This is a genomic window from Mycobacterium riyadhense, assembly GCF_963853645.1.
Classification (GTDB): Bacteria; Actinomycetota; Actinomycetes; order Mycobacteriales; family Mycobacteriaceae; genus Mycobacterium; species Mycobacterium riyadhense.
On the sequence record NZ_OY970456.1, the window covers coordinates 6,141,046 to 6,155,284 of the forward strand.

The following is a 14,239-nucleotide window of genomic DNA, read 5'->3' on the forward strand; positions in this document are numbered from 1 at the left end:
CGTGGGTGAAGTGCCCGACGACAGCCGATTGGTTACTGTCCCGCCGTGGGTTTCGGGCGGGTTGGACAGGAACGCAGCGACAGTGAGCTGCTGGCGGCCCATGTTGCCGGCGACCGCAACGCATTCGCACAGTTGTTTCTACGGCATCACCGGCAGCTGCATCGCCTGGCCCGGCTCACCAGCCGGAGCCCCGAAGACGCCGACGACGCGTTGCAGGAGGCCATGCTGGCGGCTCACCGCAGCGCCAGCACGTTCAGGAACGACGCAGCGGTCAGCAGTTGGCTGCACCGCATCTTGGTCAACGCCTGCCTGGACCGGTTGCGTCGCACCAAAGCTCAGCCGACCGTCCCGCTCGCCGACGAGTATCCGGTCGCTGATCGGACCGCCCAGGTCGAAACCGCGATTCTGGTGCAGCGGGCGCTGATGCGACTGCCCGTCGAGCAACGAGCCACCGTCGTCGCCGTCGACATGCAGGGCTACTCGATCGCCGACACCGCTTTGATGCTGGGTGTGGCCGAGGGGACGGTCAAGAGCCGATGCGCCCGCGCGCGGGCCCGGCTCGCGCAGCTGTTGGGTTATCTCAATGCCGGCGCGTTCGAATCCAGTTAACCAAAACGGCCGGCATTCAAGCCGCCGGCGAACCAATGCGTTTGTAAGGTTTTGGGTGGTTGCCCACTTGGGCGATGCATCAGCGAAGGAGTAGCGCGGTGCTTTCGCGATGGAGTGGCCGTAGCAGTCGCTGGCAAGGATGCCTAATGTGGCGCGCATCGGCGCGGCGGTTAGTGTTAGTTCGGCGATGGGGTCCGGCTAGCTGGCATCGTGGCGGCGTCGACCGGGCCGATATCTTGGAATCTCGACTACCTGGGCGGCAGCGTCGACGCCGACAATTACGTCACGCACGAAGGCCTTGCGGTACGCAATCACGATGTTGAGTAAGTGATCGGCCTCAGTGGGCGCAGCAGCAACTAGCGCTGCTGCCAGTTCGTTTCGGCGGACGTTCGCCCCTGAGCTGTTGGCGAGGTCAACGAGTTGGTCGAGGCGCCGGTCCACGGGATACGGCCAGTTCATGGAGGCAGGCTTCATCGTGCTTCGCGATGCGAACTTGTTCGCGTCTAAGAGGACACCGTCCTGGTCGGTCATGTCTGTACCCGGCGCGTCCTTTCCGGCTGCTTTGTATTTAGTAACTACAATGTGCGTACGTTGTTAAATTGTTCTTAGGAATAGTAATGCGTGAGCCCGCCATGCTGTATGAGCCGATCATCGAGGTGCGTGACGTCCTGGAATCATTCCTCGCCGACGACATCGTGCTGGCGGATTGGCAAGACACTTTGTCGGCCGCGTCAGTTCGACTGTTCGAGCTCGGCGTTGCGTGGTCAGACCCCGATGTAGTCGAACTGAGCCGGATGACTCGGCAGCTTGCCGGCGAAGGCCTCACCGGGGATTTGTCGCTCGCTCGCCTGGCAGCTAATAACGTCGCTCGCCTGTTGGAGAATGTGCGCATTCCAGGGGTTCCCCGCCCGGAAGATGACAACTGGGCGTTCTAGAGTGACTTCATCGTTCGAACAGCGGCAAGACCTGCAACGCAGACGGCACCAGCAGCCCTAAGAGCACGCGCCGTTTCTTGTGCAGTTGCTCCGCTGCCATAAACATCGTCAACGACCAGGACGCTCCGACCAGACATGTCGCGTGCGCATCGGAAAAGCCCGCGGACGGCGTCGGCGCGCCGGTCGAGCTCGAGCGCCTTTGCAGGACTGCGGAATTCGCGCACACAGGTACACCGAACTAGAGCGGCGTCGCGTTCGCGCGCAACCGCGTCTGCCACACGTGATCCGAAGCTAAGGACGTGCGAGTCGTGACCTGGAACAGCAGCGATCGCGTCGACGTCGCACAACAACGGGTGTGCAGCGATGAACTCCACGATCTCGCCCACAACGGCCAGACCGACCTCTCGCAATTTAGCGACGTCCTTCGACTTTTTGTACCAGTACTTGCCGCGGTGCACGAGGTCAGCAAGTGCAGTGTTGTCCCACTCCCGAGGATCAACCCCGTCGACGACCTTCTTGTACCAGTCGAGCGCGATCGCAAAGTCAAGGCCATCGCCGCAGGGAACCGTCAGCGCGCTGCCTAAGAGGTCGAGCAGAGCAATGGTCTCAGATCGGGGATTTGGGCCGACGCCCTCCAGCGCGTGGTGGACCGCGCTCGCGCTGGTCTGGCGAACGTATTCCGGGTCAACGAGCATGACCTGCTTGATCGCACCGACTGGGCCATCCACATAGAGCAGATGGCGATCGGCCGCCTCGGCCACATAGCTGTGTTGCGTGACGCATGCGCCACCCCTATTGCTGGGGCCGCTTTGGAGCTTTTTTCTGATCACCACTAAACCTGTCGAGACGGCGTTCGTGCTATATCGTCGCTGGAAATTCCGAGACATCCAGCTCTCGACACGCCGATGTGCTAGCGTTTCGAACGCATGTTCGATAAGATGAGCTGGTGGCCGCGGGCTCCGAGGAGGTGGAGCTATGGGGGTCGATCCGCTAAGTCGACTGCACTATGCGCTAGCCGGGACAAGATTCGGCGGAGGCCAGGCAACTATGGTCGCGAAGGTTCGGACTTCGGGCCCCCGCGCCTTCGAGGACATTCTTGAGGCGCTTGATTGCGATACCCGGAAGCTGATCGACGAGCAGGCGCAGCAACTGTTGGACAGTGGAATTGGCGCCGTCCTGCTGGGCGACGCCGGCTACCCGCAACACCTTGCGTCATCTAGGTCGGCTCCCGCGGCACTCTTCGTCAACGGACCTCTTGAGTTGCTCGATCAGCATGGCATCGGGATGTGCGGCTCCCGACATTCAAGCAGCGAGGGATTGCGTGCGGCTCATGCGTGCGCGGAGGTCGTCACACATCGGGGCTATGCCGTCATTTCTGGCTACGCCAAGGGTGTTGATTTGGTGGCCCATTCCGCTGCACTAGCGAGCGGAGGCAATACCGTTATCGTGCTGGCGGAGGGGATCAGCCACTTCCGTATTCGCAAAGGCGAGTTCGCAAGGCTGTGGGACGGCAAGCGGGCGGTCGTGATTTCTCAGTTCGCGCCCGACCAGAAATGGTTCGTGTCCGGAGCAATGGCCCGGAACGCAGTTATCTCCGGGTTGAGCACAGCGCTCGTCGTCGTCGAGGCCGGCGAGACCGGGGGCACATTGGCCGCTGGTCAACATGCATTGCGCAGCGGCCAGACAGTGCTCGCGCTTCACCTGTTCGGTGCACCCTCCGGCAATCGGGCGCTAATCGAGAAGGGCGCCAAAGTGATTCGTAGTCGACGCGACCTTGAGAAAGCGCTGGACTATCTCGATGCAGGCGGATCAAAGCAACTGACATTGATGTAGGGAAGTTTCGGTGCTTCTTGCGCACAAGCATCTTCAGCGGCGTCGGTACTGATTGCGGTTGTCACGGCCGGCGGCGGTGCGGCTCAGCGCCGCGGGCATGAACGACAGTCAAGGCGCCGCCAGTCAAGGCGGCTGCTAAGCCGAATCGCGCGGGCCGCACATCGGCAGTGGGCCGCGTATGACGGACACTGGTGCGGATGAATGGCGCCGAGAATGAGGCGAGCGCGGAACCGCCGCTGACGCTCGAGCTGCTCGCCGATTTGCAGGCAGGGCGGCTCGACGACGACATCGCTGCCCGGGTACGCAGCCGCGTCCGCACCGACCCAGAGGCAGCCGCCGCGCTGCGGGCCTTGCAGCAAGTGCGCCGCGACCTCGCCGCGGTCGGGGCCGACCCGGATTCAGCGCCCGATGCTCCCCCGAAAGTCGCCGCCAGGGTGTCCACGGCGCTGCGTGCTGCGGGGTCACCCGGCGCCGCTCACGCAGCCCGGCCACCCGTTCGCCCCGGGCGGGTCATCGCCGGCGTCGCCGGGTTGTGCGCGGTGATCGCGGCGATCGGTCTCGGTACTAGGGCCCTGCTCGATGCCCCGCCGCCGGCACCGAGCGCACCCACCACCGCACAGCACATCACGGTGTCAACGCCGGCACCCGCGATCCCGCTCTCGCATGACGAGCTTCTCGCCCTGCTCGAACGGACTCCCGATTACGGCCCACTCGACGACCCGACGCGGCGCGCCTCCTGCCTGAGCGGTCTGGGTTATCCGGCGTCCACCCAGCCGCTGGCCGCGCGGCCCATCGAAATCAACGCCCGTCCCGGAGTGCTGTTGGTGGTGCCCGGTGACACACCCAACGACCTGGCCGTCTATGCGGTGGCGCTGAACTGCAGCGCGGCCGATACCGGGTTGTTGGCCAGCACCACGGTCCCCCGCTCGTAATGTGGTAGACGACACAGCGCGGGAACACGCCCGCCTACGCTGGTGTTCCGAATAAGCGTTCGTAGCACATCGACCCCAGTTTTCGCACCCGAAAGGCCCGCATGACCGCCGACTCCGCCGCTCAAGACACCGTCCACGAGGTAATCGTTATCGGCTCCGGCCCGGCCGGATACACCGCGGCTCTCTACACCGCCCGCGCCCGGTTGGCGCCGCTGGTGTTTGAGGGCACTGCGTTCGGCGGCGCGCTGATGACCACGACCGACGTGGAGAACTATCCGGGCTTTCGTGATGGCATCACCGGCCCGGAGTTGATGGACCAGATGCGTGAGCAGGCGCTGCGGTTTGGTGCGGACCTGCGGATGGAAGACGTGGAGTCGGTGTCGCTGGACGGGCCGATCAAATCGGTCGTCACCGCCGACGGGGAAACCTACCGCGCCCGGGCGGTCATCCTGGCCATGGGTGCGGCGGCCCGTTATCTGCAGGTGCCCGGGGAGCAGGAGTTGTTGGGCCGCGGGGTGAGTTCGTGCGCCACCTGTGACGGGTTCTTCTTCCGCGATCAGGACATCGCCGTCATCGGTGGCGGTGACTCGGCGATGGAGGAGGCCACGTTCCTGACCCGGTTCGCCCGCAGCGTGACACTCGTGCATCGCCGCGACGAATTCCGCGCGTCAAAAATCATGCTCGATCGCGCCCGCAACAACGACAAGATTCGGTTCATCACCAACCACACCGTCGAAGCGGTGCAGGGCGAGACGACGGTGACCGGAGTGCGGTTGCGCGACACCATCACCGGTACAGAAACCACCTTGCCGGTGACCGGAGTTTTCGTCGCTATCGGGCACGAGCCTCGTTCTCAACTGGTGCGCGATGCCGTCGACGTCGACGCCGACGGTTATGTGCTGGTGCAGGGACGCACCACAAGCACATCGCTGCAAGGCGTGTTCGCGGCCGGCGACCTCGTCGATCGCACCTACCGACAGGCGGTCACCGCGGCGGGCAGTGGCTGCGCGGCGGCCATCGACGCCGAGCGTTGGCTCGCCGAGCATGAAGCAGCTGGAGACGCTGACAGTACCGATTTGATTGGAGCACAGCGATGACCGATTCCGAGAAGTCCGGCGCCACAATCGAAGTATCCGACGCCTCCTTCGCGACTGACGTGCTATCCAGCAATAAGCCTGTGCTGGTTGACTTTTGGGCAACATGGTGTGGGCCCTGCAAGATGGTTGCGCCGGTGCTCGAAGAAATTGCGGTCGAGCGGGGCGACAACCTCACCGTCGCCAAACTGGACGTGGACGCCAACCCTGAGACCGCGCGCGACTTCCAGGTCGTCTCGATCCCCACGCTGATCCTGTTCAAGGACGGCCAGCCGGTCAAGCGCATCGTCGGCGCCAAGGGTAAGGCGGCGTTGCTGCGCGAGCTTGCCGACGAAGTTCCCAACCTCACGTAGGCTCGCGGCTAGCCTGGCGTTTTCCCGATATCGCCAAGGATCTGCGACAATACCGGTTAGCTGTCAAGTATTTATCGGCGAAGTCAGTGAGTCCCGGAGGGCCCTTGGTATGCCAAGTCCGCGCCGCGAAGAAGGCGACGCACTGCGCTGTGGCGACCGCAGCGCCGCTGTCACCGAGATCCGGGCCGCGCTGTCCGCGCTGGGGATGCTGGACAATCCCGACGAGGACCTGACCACGGGTCGGCACGTCGCACTCGAGTTGTTCGACGAGGATCTCGACCAGGCGGTGCGCGCCTTTCAACAGCATCGCGGACTACTTGTGGATGGCATTGTCGGAGAAGCCACTTACCGCGCGTTGAAGGAAGCCTCCTATCGGCTCGGCGCCCGCACGCTGTATCACCAGTTCGGGGCGCCACTGTACGGCGACGACGTCGCCACACTCCAGGCCCGCCTGCAGGACCTCGGTTTCTATACCGGCCTGGTCGACGGACATTTCGGCTTGCAAACGCACAATGCGTTGATGTCGTACCAGCGCGAGTATGGGCTCGCCGCCGACGGCATCTGCGGCCCGGAAACGTTGCGCTCCTTGTATTTTCTGAGTTCGCGGGTCAGCGGCGGCTCTCCGCATGCGATTCGCGAAGAAGAGCTGGTCCGTCGGTCCGGTCCGAAATTGTCGGGCAAGCGGATCATCATCGACCCGGGCCGCGGCGGTGCCGACCACGGTTTGATCACGCAGGGCCCAGCCGGGCCTATCAGTGAGGCAGACATCCTGTGGGACTTGGCAAGTCGGCTCGAAGGTCGGATGACCGCCATCGGCATGGAGACGTTCCTGTCCCGGCCGACCAACCGCAGCCCGTCGGATGCCGAGCGCGCCGCGACCGCCAATGCCGTTGGCGCAGACCTGATGATCAGCCTGCGCTGCGAAACTCAGTCCAGCGCTTCGGCGAACGGCGTTGCCTCCTTCCACTTCGGCAACTCGCACGGTTCGGTCTCCACCATCGGCCGCAATTTGGCTGATTTCATTCAACGAGAAGTGGTGGCGCGCACCGGCTTACGGGATTGTCGGGTACACGGCCGGACATGGGATCTACTACGACTAACCAGGATGCCGACCGTTCAGGTCGATGTCGGTTACGTCACCAATCCGCGCGATCGCGCGATGCTTGTTTCAACGCAGACCCGTGACGCTATCGCCGAAGGCATTCTCGCCGCGGTCAAGCGGCTGTATCTGTTGGGCAAGAACGACCGGCCCACTGGCACGTTCACTTTCGCCGAATTGCTGGCCCACGAATTGTCGGTCGAGCGGGCCAGCAGAATGAGCGGTTCCTAGCCGTTTGAGGCGCCAAATTCGGTGGTTTGCAAGCTGTTTCCGGCGGTTGAGGCCGCTCCCACCGGCTGTTGCAGCTGAGCGTTCTCCAACAGGCGTTCTAGGGCGGCTTCCACTTCAGCTTTCCACCCCAATCCCTTGTCGAGTTCAAGTCGCAGCCGCGGAAAGAACGGGTGTGGTGCCACCACGACGAAACCCACGTCCAACAAGAAGTCCGCGTCGATGATGCAGTGCTCGACCGAACAATCACCGAGCGCCTCCAGCACTGGCCGGACGTCGGCGTCCACCGCCGCTGGGTCTTGCAAGTCAGTGGCCGCCGGCGTGCGGCCGAATGCCTCCAACGCCCGAACACCGCGACGGACCAACTCGTCGATCACCCGGGCGATCAGACTGTGCGGCAGATCGTCAGCGGCTTGCCCACGCTCGATACCCATCGATGTCAACAGCACCGCATCCGCAGACACCGGCGCGGTCGGAAAGCGATGGGCCCGAGGTACCGCTCGCGGCGGAGCGTAGAGCACATACCCCAAACATGGCGGCTCGGTCTGGCCGCGCTCGTCCGGCACCGCCTTCGAAGTAGCCCACGCAACCTGACCGCACGAGCCCCACTCCAGCATCACCATCGACAACCAGGCTTCTTTTTCGAATTCGGGGTCAGCGAGATGGTCGTCGTTTCCGAGGGTGGCGGGGTCGACCTCCCAGAAGACGCAGCGGCGTGCGTGCTTGGGAAGCTGCTCGAAGGCTTCGAGCCGCAGCGCTGTGATACGAGCTGACACTAGTCTCCTGGCCTCCGTGCGGTACTGGAGCCCGGCTTGTCCTCAGGCTGATGTGCACCAGCAGCCCCTCTAGGATAGGAGAGTTGGCCGTGATCGGGCCAGTGTTGGCCGGGCCACATGGGATTCACCCGCGCCGCCCGGCCGCCCGCGGTGGCGCCATCATCTTCGCCCGGCCTGATGGGCCGGCCGGAGCTTGTAGTTGCTTGAAATCGCTTGACGCACACTAGATCTCCGTCGAAACGCGGTCACGACGACAGCCCCCGCCCCACCCGGAGCCGCCGCAGTGTCACAGTGACGTAATTACAGCGTATGCCGGTTCGGGGGTGATCAGGGTTTTCCCGGGGCCATCAGCCCGACGATGCGCTGCAGATCGTCGACGGAGCCGAACTCCACCACGATCTTGCCCTTACGTTTGCCAAGGCTGACCGTCACTCGGGTGTCAAAGGTGTTCGAGAGGCGTTCAGCAACGTCTTGAAGACCGGGCATTTGGATCGGCTTGCGTCGCGGCGGCGTCGGCGTGGGCCCTCCCCGACCGGCCAGGTGCTTGGCTTCGTGATTGGCAACTGTGACCGCCTCCTCGGTGGCTCGCACCGAGAGGCCTTCCGCGACAATCCGGCTCGCCAATTCCTCCTGTGCCTCGGCTCCGGCCTCCAGCGACAGCAGCGCGCGGGCGTGGCCGGCAGAGAGCACACCCGCGGCGACCCGTCGCTGGACGGGTATCGGCAGCTTCAGCAACCTGATCATGTTGGTGATGAGGGGCCGAGAACGGCCGATGCGCGCCGCGAGTTCATCGTGGGTGACCCCGAACTCGTCCAACAGTTGCTGGTATGCCGCCGCTTCTTCCAAGGGGTTCAGCTGCACCCGATGGATGTTCTCCAGAAGAGCGTCGCGCAACAGGTTGTCGTCGCCCGTCTCGCGCACGATGGCTGGGATGGTCGCCAGGCCGGCATCCTGGGCGGCCCGCCAGCGTCGCTCCCCCATCACAATCTGGTAACGCGCGCCGCTCTGAGAGCCCTGCACTGCCCGCACCACGATCGGCTGCAACAAACCGAACTCGCGGATGGAATGCACCAGCTCCGACAGCGCTTCCTCGTCGAACACCTGCCGCGGCTGACGGGGGTTGGCCTCGATATCGGCCGGTGCGATCTCCCGATACACCGCGCCCATCGCGGCGGCATCCGGTGCCGGTCCACCGATCACCACATCCGCGGTGGCGGCGCCCATCCGCGGACCGAAGGTCGACGGCGCGGATTCACCCTCCGCGGGACCCGTAGGGATCAGCGAAGCCAGGCCCCGGCCGAGGCCGCCCTTCCTGCGTGACGGCTGCGTCATGGTCATCCCTTCCCGGCTGGTGGTCGATCGCGCTCGGCGAGTTCACGGCTAGCGTCCAGGTAGCTCATCGCCCCGCGCGAACCGGGATCGTAATCGATGATCGTCATGCTGTAGCCCGGCGCCTCCGAAACCTTGACGCTGCGCGGAATGACCGTGCGCAGCACCTTGCTTCCGAAGTACCGGCGGACCTCCTCGGCAACCTGGTCGGCGAGCTTGGTCCGGCCGTCGTACATCGTCAGGATGACCGTCGTCACCTCGAGCTGCGGGTTGAGGTGAGCCTTCACCATCTCGATGTTGCGCATCAGCTGCGAAACGCCCTCCAGTGCGTAGTACTCACACTGGATCGGAATCATCACCTCCGGCGCGGCCACGAGCGCATTGATCGTCAGCAGTCCCAACGAAGGCGGGCAGTCGACGAAGACGTAATCGAAATCGAAGTTGTCGAGCTCGGCCAACGCGGTGCGCAGCCGATTCTCGCGCGCCACCATGCTCACCAGCTCGATCTCGGCCCCCGCCAGATCGATCGTGGCCGGCACGCAGAATAGGCGCTCGCTATGCGGGCTGCGTCGCAGCGCCTCCTGCAACGAGACCTCACCGATGAGCACTTCGTACGACGACGGTGTCCCGGACTGCCGGTCGATGATGCCAAGTGCCGTGCTCGCGTTGCCCTGCGGATCGAGATCGATGACGAGCGTCTTAAGTCCTTGCACGGCAAGCGCGGCGGCCAGGTTGACGGCCGTGGTGGTCTTGCCGACGCCGCCCTTCTGGTTAGCGATGGTCAAGACCCGCCGCTGGCGCGGTCGCTGCAGTTGCTCATGGGTGGTGTGCAGGACGCGCATGGCTCGCTCGGCTGCGGCGCCGATCGGGGTGTCTAATTCGACCGATGTTTCACGTGAAACATTCACCGTGGGATTGTGCGCCGTTCCCGGGGCTGGCGCCACTCCACCCGGGGCTGGCGCCACTCCACCCGGGGCTGGCGCCACTCCACCCGGGGCTGGGCCGCCCCTCGCGGCCGGCGCCCCGGCCACGGCGTTCGGCGGGGGCGCTGCGGCGGCCATGGTTGAGGCCGAGCCCTGTGTATATGTCATGCCGTTCCCCTGTTCGCCATTCATGCCGGCTTGTGTCGCGCCTGCCCTCCGCGTCGCGCCCAGACCACGGTTGCGGGCGGATTCAAATAGTTCGCGCCACATGTCACTACCCTGACATCGACGGCCCCCAACGCGGCCATCACACGCCGGTGCTCTCGGACTTCGTCGGAGGCGCGCTCTCCCTTGATCGCAAGCATCCGCCCGTCCTGCCTTAGCAACGGCATGCTCCACTTCGTCAGCTTGTCCAACGCTGCCACCGCCCGGGAGACGACGGCATCGCTTTCGCCCAGCCGGTCGCGTACCGACGACTCCTCAGCACGTCCGCGCACCACCTCGACCGCCAGCCCGAGATCGGCTACCGCCTCATGAAGAAAGTCGGTCCGGCGCAATAACGGCTCCACAAGGACCACGCGTAGGTCGGGCCTGGCGATCGCCAAGGGCAGCCCTGGCAATCCGGCGCCGCTGCCGATATCCACCACCCGGTCGCCTGGATCGAGCAGTTCGCCGATCGCGGCGCAGTTGAGTAGGTGCCGATCCCACAACCGGTTGATTTCGCGGGGTCCTAGAAGTCCGCGCTCCACGCCGGCGTCCGCCAGCAACGCGGCGTACCGGTGCGCAAGTTCGAGTCGTGGCCCGAAGGCTGCGGCTGCGGCGTCCGGCACAGCGGAGCAGTTCGGCTCCGCCCGCTCATAACGCCCGGCATGTTTCACGTGAAACATCCTCCGCTCATCCTGCCTGCCGCCCCGCGGGAACTACACCCCTGTAACTCCCCCTCGAGTTGGTTAGGGATTGGTCACGGGTGCATCACCTTTTAGTCGCGCAGCACAACAACGCGCCGCGACGGCTCCGCGCCCTCGCTTTCGCTGTGTACACCGGGCACCGCGGCGACCGCGTCGTGGACGATCTTGCGCTCGAACGGCGTCATCGGAGCGAGCTCCTCGCGTTCACCCGTCTCGGCCACCCGCCGCGCGACCTTGTCGCCGAGCGTGGCCAATTCTTCGCGGCGACGCCGACGCCAGCTCGCGATGTCGAGCATCAACCGGCTGCGCACGCCGGTCTTCTGATGCACCGCCAGCCGGGTAAGTTCCTGCAAAGCGTCGAGCACTTCGCCCCCGCGGCCCACCAACTTGTTCAGGTCGTCGCTGCCGTCGATGCTCACCACCGCGCGGTTGCCCTCGACGTCCAAGTCGATGTCGCCGTCGAAGTCCAGCAGGTCCAACAGCTCCTCCAGATAGTCGCCGGCGATCTCGCCCTCGGCGACCAACCTCTCCTCCAAGTCGTCCGGCTCCTCAGCACCGCCTTCCGCCGCCGCGGCCTCGCCGGTCATTGTCTGAGCGTCGCCCTCGAGGTCGCTGTCGAGCTCGGTGGTGTCGGCGTCAGTCATGGCTATCTCTCCCCTCATCCACGGGTCGGTGTTCGCGCTACTCGCGGCTCGTCAACGTTTGCGCTTCTTCGGTCGCGCACCCGGGCGGGGTGTGCGGCCAGGCAAGCTGCTATTGCGGCCCGCCGGACTCTGCTTCTCGGGTTGCGGTTTCGATGCCTTCTCCTCAGGCGCACTATCGGTAGCCGAGGTGTCTGAGGTCTCGGTTGCGGATCCATTACCGCTCGCCGGCATTGGCTTGGTTGCGGGCTTCGTTGGGCGCTTGGGCTTAGCCCCCGGCGCCGGCGCATTGGCAGCCCGGCGCTCCAGCGCCTCCTGCTTTTTGGCTTCGTCCTCTTTTTCGATCATCCCGAACACGTAGTGCTGCTGGCCGAAGGTCCAGATGTTGTTGGAGAACCAGTAAAGGATGATCGCCAGCGGAAGGAACGGGCCACCAACCACCACACCGAGTGGGAACACATACAGCGCCAGCTTGTTCATCATCGCGGTCTGCGGATTGGCCGCGGCCTCCACGCTCTGCCGGGCAATCGACGCCCGACTGTTGAAGTAGGTCGCGACGCCCGCCAGGATCATCACCGGCACGCCGACGGCGATCACCGCGGGCCGACTGAAGTCGATGAACGCGTCCAGTCCGCCGCGCTGGGTCATGGACGCACCGATCGGGGCGCCGAACAGATTGGCGTCTAGGAAGTGGCCGACGTCGGCCGGGGTGAACACGTAGTTGCCGGTGAGGCGGTTCTCAACCACCGACATCTGCGGCTGGCCGAAGCCACCCACCGTGCGGTTGAACGACCGCAACACGTGATACAGCCCAAGGAACACCGGGATCTGCGCCAGCATCGGCAGACAACCCAGGATTGGATTGAACCCGTGCTCGCGTTGCAGCTTCTGCATTTCCAACGCCATCCGCTGACGGTCTTTGCCGTACTTCTTCTGCAGCGCCTTGATCTGTGGTTGCAGTTCCTGCATCTGCCGGGTGGTGCGGATCTGGCGCACAAACGGCTTGTACAACAGCGCCCGCAACGTGAACACCAAGAACATCACCGACAGCGCCCAGGCGAAGAAGTTGGACGGCCCCAGCACGAAGGCGAACAGCTTGTACCAAAGCCACATGATCCACGACACCGGGTAGTAGATGAAGTCGAGGCTGAAGAAATCAAACAAGAGACTCGCTCTCCCCTCGCATCGCTGGGTCGCCCCAGCTCGCGTCGTCGAAGTCAACCCGGCAGTCGGCCCGGCACTCGCGCCGCTCCGGTATTGGGTCCCATCCTCCCGGATGCCAGGGCCCGCACTTGCCCAGTCTGGTCGCCGCCAGCCAACTTCCCCGTAACACCCCGTATTCGGTGAGAGCATCGACGGCGTACTGACTGCAAGTCGGGATAAAGCGGCAGGACGCCGGGCGCAGCGGCGAGATCATGTGCCGGTAGAGCTGGATCAGAAAGATCAACCCCCGCGCCAACCTACGCCCCACGGCCCGGCCGACAGGTCGGACCTCGCTTCCACGTGTTCCGCTCGACCTCCCCAGCAACGCGGTCACCGGTCGGTATCCGCTAGCTCGAAAGCGCGTCGCAACCCGCTCCGCAGCTGCTGCTCCAACCACGCCGACGACACCCGTCGACTACTCGGCAACGCACGGATTACCACTTGATCGCAAGGATGAAGGTCACTCAACATTGGCCTGGCAATGTGCCGCAGCCGGCGCGCCACGCGATGGCGCTCCACCGCCGAACCCACACGCTTGGCGACAATCAGCCCGACGCGGGGACCTTGGCACTTTTCGCACTCACTTGCCCGCCGGACGTGGAGGATGACGTCTGGTTGCACCGTACGGATCCCGTACTGCACCGTCGCATCGAACTCCGTTGACCGCCTCATGCGGTTACGTGCGGAAAGCACCGCTAAGAAACCCGTTAGAAGGATCAGGCAGTTAAAGCGCGGCGGCCCTTACGGCGCCGGCTCGACACGATGGCCCGCCCTGCACGGGTGCGCATCCGAAGCCGAAAACCGTGAACGCGGGCTCGGCGCCGGTTGTTCGGCTGGAAGGTCCGCTTGCCCTTGGCCACGGCGTTCTCCTCGCTGTGTCTGGCACAACCATCCGGCCGCCTATGCTTGGCAACTCGTCGGTCGGAGGTAGTCTCGCAACTGGCCGGCGCGGTCCCCACACGCACATATGGGTCGCAGCCGTATCGCCGACTTTCGGGCGACTGTTTGAGGGTACTGACGAGCCTTCGCCTGGTCAAACCTGGCTGACAACGATTGCAACACAAAGAACCTCAGCGGAATACAAAACAACGGTTGGCAGCCGCACGGAAAACTGTTAGCTTCGGGCGGTGTAGTTTTCAAGCCGTTTCAAGTTTGGAACAGCTTGTCGACAACGAAGCGAGGATGGCGGATCAACTAGCTGCCCTGACAGCCCCTGGGTTGTCTTCAGCCCGAAGATCGCGGGCCGTTGCCGGTAGGCTGCGGCACGTTTGCGACCGTCCTTTCCACATCTGTGGATAACCATGTGGACAGTTGCGTTGTCGTCACCAACGGTTGTACCTCGACCCGGAATGAGCGAGAACCAGGGAGATGCGTCG

General features: G+C 64.4%; 18 protein-coding genes. 7 read left to right on the forward strand and 11 right to left on the reverse strand.

Features of this window, described 5'->3' with window-relative positions:
* Positions 1–45: 45 nt before the first annotated feature.
* On the forward strand, positions 46–609 hold the full coding sequence (sigM, locus tag AADZ78_RS27080; RefSeq protein WP_085252965.1) for an RNA polymerase sigma factor SigM: 564 nt from the start codon (positions 46–48) through the stop codon (positions 607–609).
* Between the two features lie 198 nt (positions 610–807).
* Here the strand turns inward: sigM and AADZ78_RS27085 are convergent, their stop codons facing one another.
* Positions 808–1,140 carry a hypothetical protein gene (locus tag AADZ78_RS27085; RefSeq protein ID WP_085252966.1) on the reverse strand — a complete coding sequence of 111 codons (333 nt, stop codon included), beginning with the start codon at positions 1,138–1,140 and terminating at the stop codon, positions 808–810.
* An 86-nt stretch (positions 1,141–1,226) separates the two neighbouring features.
* Here AADZ78_RS27085 and AADZ78_RS27090 point away from each other — a divergent pair, with 86 nt between their 5' ends.
* Positions 1,227–1,544, forward strand: a complete 318-nt coding sequence (locus AADZ78_RS27090) for a hypothetical protein (RefSeq protein WP_085252967.1) — start codon at positions 1,227–1,229, stop codon at positions 1,542–1,544.
* Here the strand turns inward: AADZ78_RS27090 and AADZ78_RS27095 are convergent.
* Entirely contained in the window at positions 1,541–2,431 is an 891-nt protein-coding gene (locus tag AADZ78_RS27095; protein ID WP_139829034.1) for a ComF family protein, read from the reverse strand. The two genes, AADZ78_RS27090 and AADZ78_RS27095, sit on opposite strands and share 4 nt — an antisense overlap.
* 160 nt (positions 2,432–2,591) lie before the next feature.
* On the opposite strand from AADZ78_RS27095, the gene AADZ78_RS27100 reads away from it, so the two are divergent.
* The 5 genes from AADZ78_RS27100 (at position 2,592) to cwlM (ending at position 7,086) form a co-directional block, all read left to right on the forward strand.
* Positions 2,592–3,377 carry a DNA-processing protein DprA gene (locus AADZ78_RS27100; protein WP_169726410.1) on the forward strand — a complete coding sequence of 262 codons (786 nt, stop codon included), beginning with the start codon at positions 2,592–2,594 and terminating at the stop codon, positions 3,375–3,377.
* A 197-nt stretch (positions 3,378–3,574) separates the two neighbouring features.
* A complete protein-coding gene (locus AADZ78_RS27105) occupies positions 3,575–4,309 on the forward strand; it encodes a hypothetical protein (RefSeq protein WP_085252970.1) in 735 nt (244 codons plus the stop codon).
* Positions 4,310–4,410: 101 nt separating this feature from the next.
* Positions 4,411–5,406 carry a thioredoxin-disulfide reductase gene (gene trxB / locus AADZ78_RS27110; protein WP_085252971.1) on the forward strand — a complete coding sequence of 332 codons (996 nt, stop codon included), beginning with the start codon at positions 4,411–4,413 and terminating at the stop codon, positions 5,404–5,406.
* Positions 5,403–5,756 carry a thioredoxin gene (gene trxA / locus AADZ78_RS27115; RefSeq protein ID WP_085252972.1) on the forward strand — a complete coding sequence of 118 codons (354 nt, stop codon included), beginning with the start codon at positions 5,403–5,405 and terminating at the stop codon, positions 5,754–5,756. Before trxB ends, trxA begins: the two co-directional genes overlap by 4 nt.
* 109 nt (positions 5,757–5,865) lie before the next feature.
* Positions 5,866–7,086: an N-acetylmuramoyl-L-alanine amidase CwlM gene (gene cwlM, locus AADZ78_RS27120; RefSeq protein ID WP_085252973.1), complete on the forward strand. Its 1,221-nt coding sequence runs from the start codon at positions 5,866–5,868 to the stop codon at positions 7,084–7,086.
* On the opposite strand, the gene AADZ78_RS27125 is transcribed toward cwlM, so the two are convergent.
* The 9 genes from AADZ78_RS27125 to rpmH all read right to left on the reverse strand — a co-directional run bounded on the left by AADZ78_RS27125 (position 7,083) and on the right by rpmH (position 13,723).
* A complete protein-coding gene (locus AADZ78_RS27125; protein WP_085252974.1) occupies positions 7,083–7,859 on the reverse strand; it encodes an acetyltransferase in 777 nt (258 codons plus the stop codon). The two genes, cwlM and AADZ78_RS27125, sit on opposite strands and share 4 nt — an antisense overlap.
* 327 nt (positions 7,860–8,186) lie before the next feature.
* Positions 8,187–9,191, reverse strand: a complete 1,005-nt coding sequence (locus AADZ78_RS27130) for a ParB/RepB/Spo0J family partition protein (RefSeq protein ID WP_085252975.1) — start codon at positions 9,189–9,191, stop codon at positions 8,187–8,189.
* A 2-nt stretch (positions 9,192–9,193) separates the two neighbouring features.
* Positions 9,194–10,249 (reverse strand): ParA family protein, encoded by a 1,056-nt coding sequence (locus AADZ78_RS27135; protein WP_372510606.1) that lies wholly within the window; start codon positions 10,247–10,249, stop codon positions 9,194–9,196.
* A 50-nt stretch (positions 10,250–10,299) separates the two neighbouring features.
* Positions 10,300–10,998: a 16S rRNA (guanine(527)-N(7))-methyltransferase RsmG gene (rsmG, locus tag AADZ78_RS27140; protein ID WP_085252978.1), complete on the reverse strand. Its 699-nt coding sequence runs from the start codon at positions 10,996–10,998 to the stop codon at positions 10,300–10,302.
* A 92-nt stretch (positions 10,999–11,090) separates the two neighbouring features.
* Complete coding sequence (locus AADZ78_RS27145; protein WP_085252979.1) at positions 11,091–11,663, reverse strand: protein jag; 573 nt, start codon at positions 11,661–11,663, stop codon at positions 11,091–11,093.
* 51 nt (positions 11,664–11,714) lie between these two features.
* The gene (gene yidC / locus AADZ78_RS27150; RefSeq protein ID WP_239655301.1) at positions 11,715–12,773 is read right to left on the reverse strand and encodes a membrane protein insertase YidC; all 1,059 of its coding nucleotides are present in this window, start codon (positions 12,771–12,773) and stop codon (positions 11,715–11,717) included.
* A 43-nt stretch (positions 12,774–12,816) separates the two neighbouring features.
* Entirely contained in the window at positions 12,817–13,185 is a 369-nt protein-coding gene (yidD, locus tag AADZ78_RS27155) for a membrane protein insertion efficiency factor YidD (RefSeq protein ID WP_204081597.1), read from the reverse strand.
* A gap of 8 nt (positions 13,186–13,193) precedes the next feature.
* Positions 13,194–13,556, reverse strand: a complete 363-nt coding sequence (gene rnpA / locus AADZ78_RS27160; protein ID WP_085252982.1) for a ribonuclease P protein component — start codon at positions 13,554–13,556, stop codon at positions 13,194–13,196.
* A 23-nt stretch (positions 13,557–13,579) separates the two neighbouring features.
* Positions 13,580–13,723 (reverse strand): 50S ribosomal protein L34, encoded by a 144-nt coding sequence (gene rpmH, locus AADZ78_RS27165; protein WP_079219747.1) that lies wholly within the window; start codon positions 13,721–13,723, stop codon positions 13,580–13,582.
* Between the last annotated feature and the right edge of the window lie 516 nt (positions 13,724–14,239).

Bases quoted from the DNA above. Each gene is read 5' to 3' on its own strand.
- AADZ78_RS27085 (WP_085252966.1), bottom strand. From the start codon at position 1,140: ATGACCGACCAGGACGGTGTCCTCTTAGACGCGAACAAGTTCGCATCG.
- AADZ78_RS27090 (WP_085252967.1), top strand. From the start codon at position 1,227: ATGCGTGAGCCCGCCATGCTGTATGAGCCGATCATCGAGGTGCGTGAC.
- AADZ78_RS27095 (WP_139829034.1), bottom strand. From the start codon at position 2,431: ATGTCTCGGAATTTCCAGCGACGATATAGCACGAACGCCGTCTCGACA.
- AADZ78_RS27100 (WP_169726410.1), top strand. From the start codon at position 2,592: ATGGTCGCGAAGGTTCGGACTTCGGGCCCCCGCGCCTTCGAGGACATT.
- AADZ78_RS27105 (WP_085252970.1), top strand. From the start codon at position 3,575: ATGAATGGCGCCGAGAATGAGGCGAGCGCGGAACCGCCGCTGACGCTC.
- trxB (WP_085252971.1), top strand. From the start codon at position 4,411: ATGACCGCCGACTCCGCCGCTCAAGACACCGTCCACGAGGTAATCGTT.
- trxA (WP_085252972.1), top strand. From the start codon at position 5,403: ATGACCGATTCCGAGAAGTCCGGCGCCACAATCGAAGTATCCGACGCC.
- cwlM (WP_085252973.1), top strand. From the start codon at position 5,866: ATGCCAAGTCCGCGCCGCGAAGAAGGCGACGCACTGCGCTGTGGCGAC.
- AADZ78_RS27130 (WP_085252975.1), bottom strand. From the start codon at position 9,191: ATGACGCAGCCGTCACGCAGGAAGGGCGGCCTCGGCCGGGGCCTGGCT.
- AADZ78_RS27135 (WP_372510606.1), bottom strand. From the start codon at position 10,249: ATGGCCGCCGCAGCGCCCCCGCCGAACGCCGTGGCCGGGGCGCCGGCC.
- rsmG (WP_085252978.1), bottom strand. From the start codon at position 10,998: ATGTTTCACGTGAAACATGCCGGGCGTTATGAGCGGGCGGAGCCGAAC.
- AADZ78_RS27145 (WP_085252979.1), bottom strand. From the start codon at position 11,663: ATGACTGACGCCGACACCACCGAGCTCGACAGCGACCTCGAGGGCGAC.
- yidC (WP_239655301.1), bottom strand. From the start codon at position 12,773: ATGTGGCTTTGGTACAAGCTGTTCGCCTTCGTGCTGGGGCCGTCCAAC.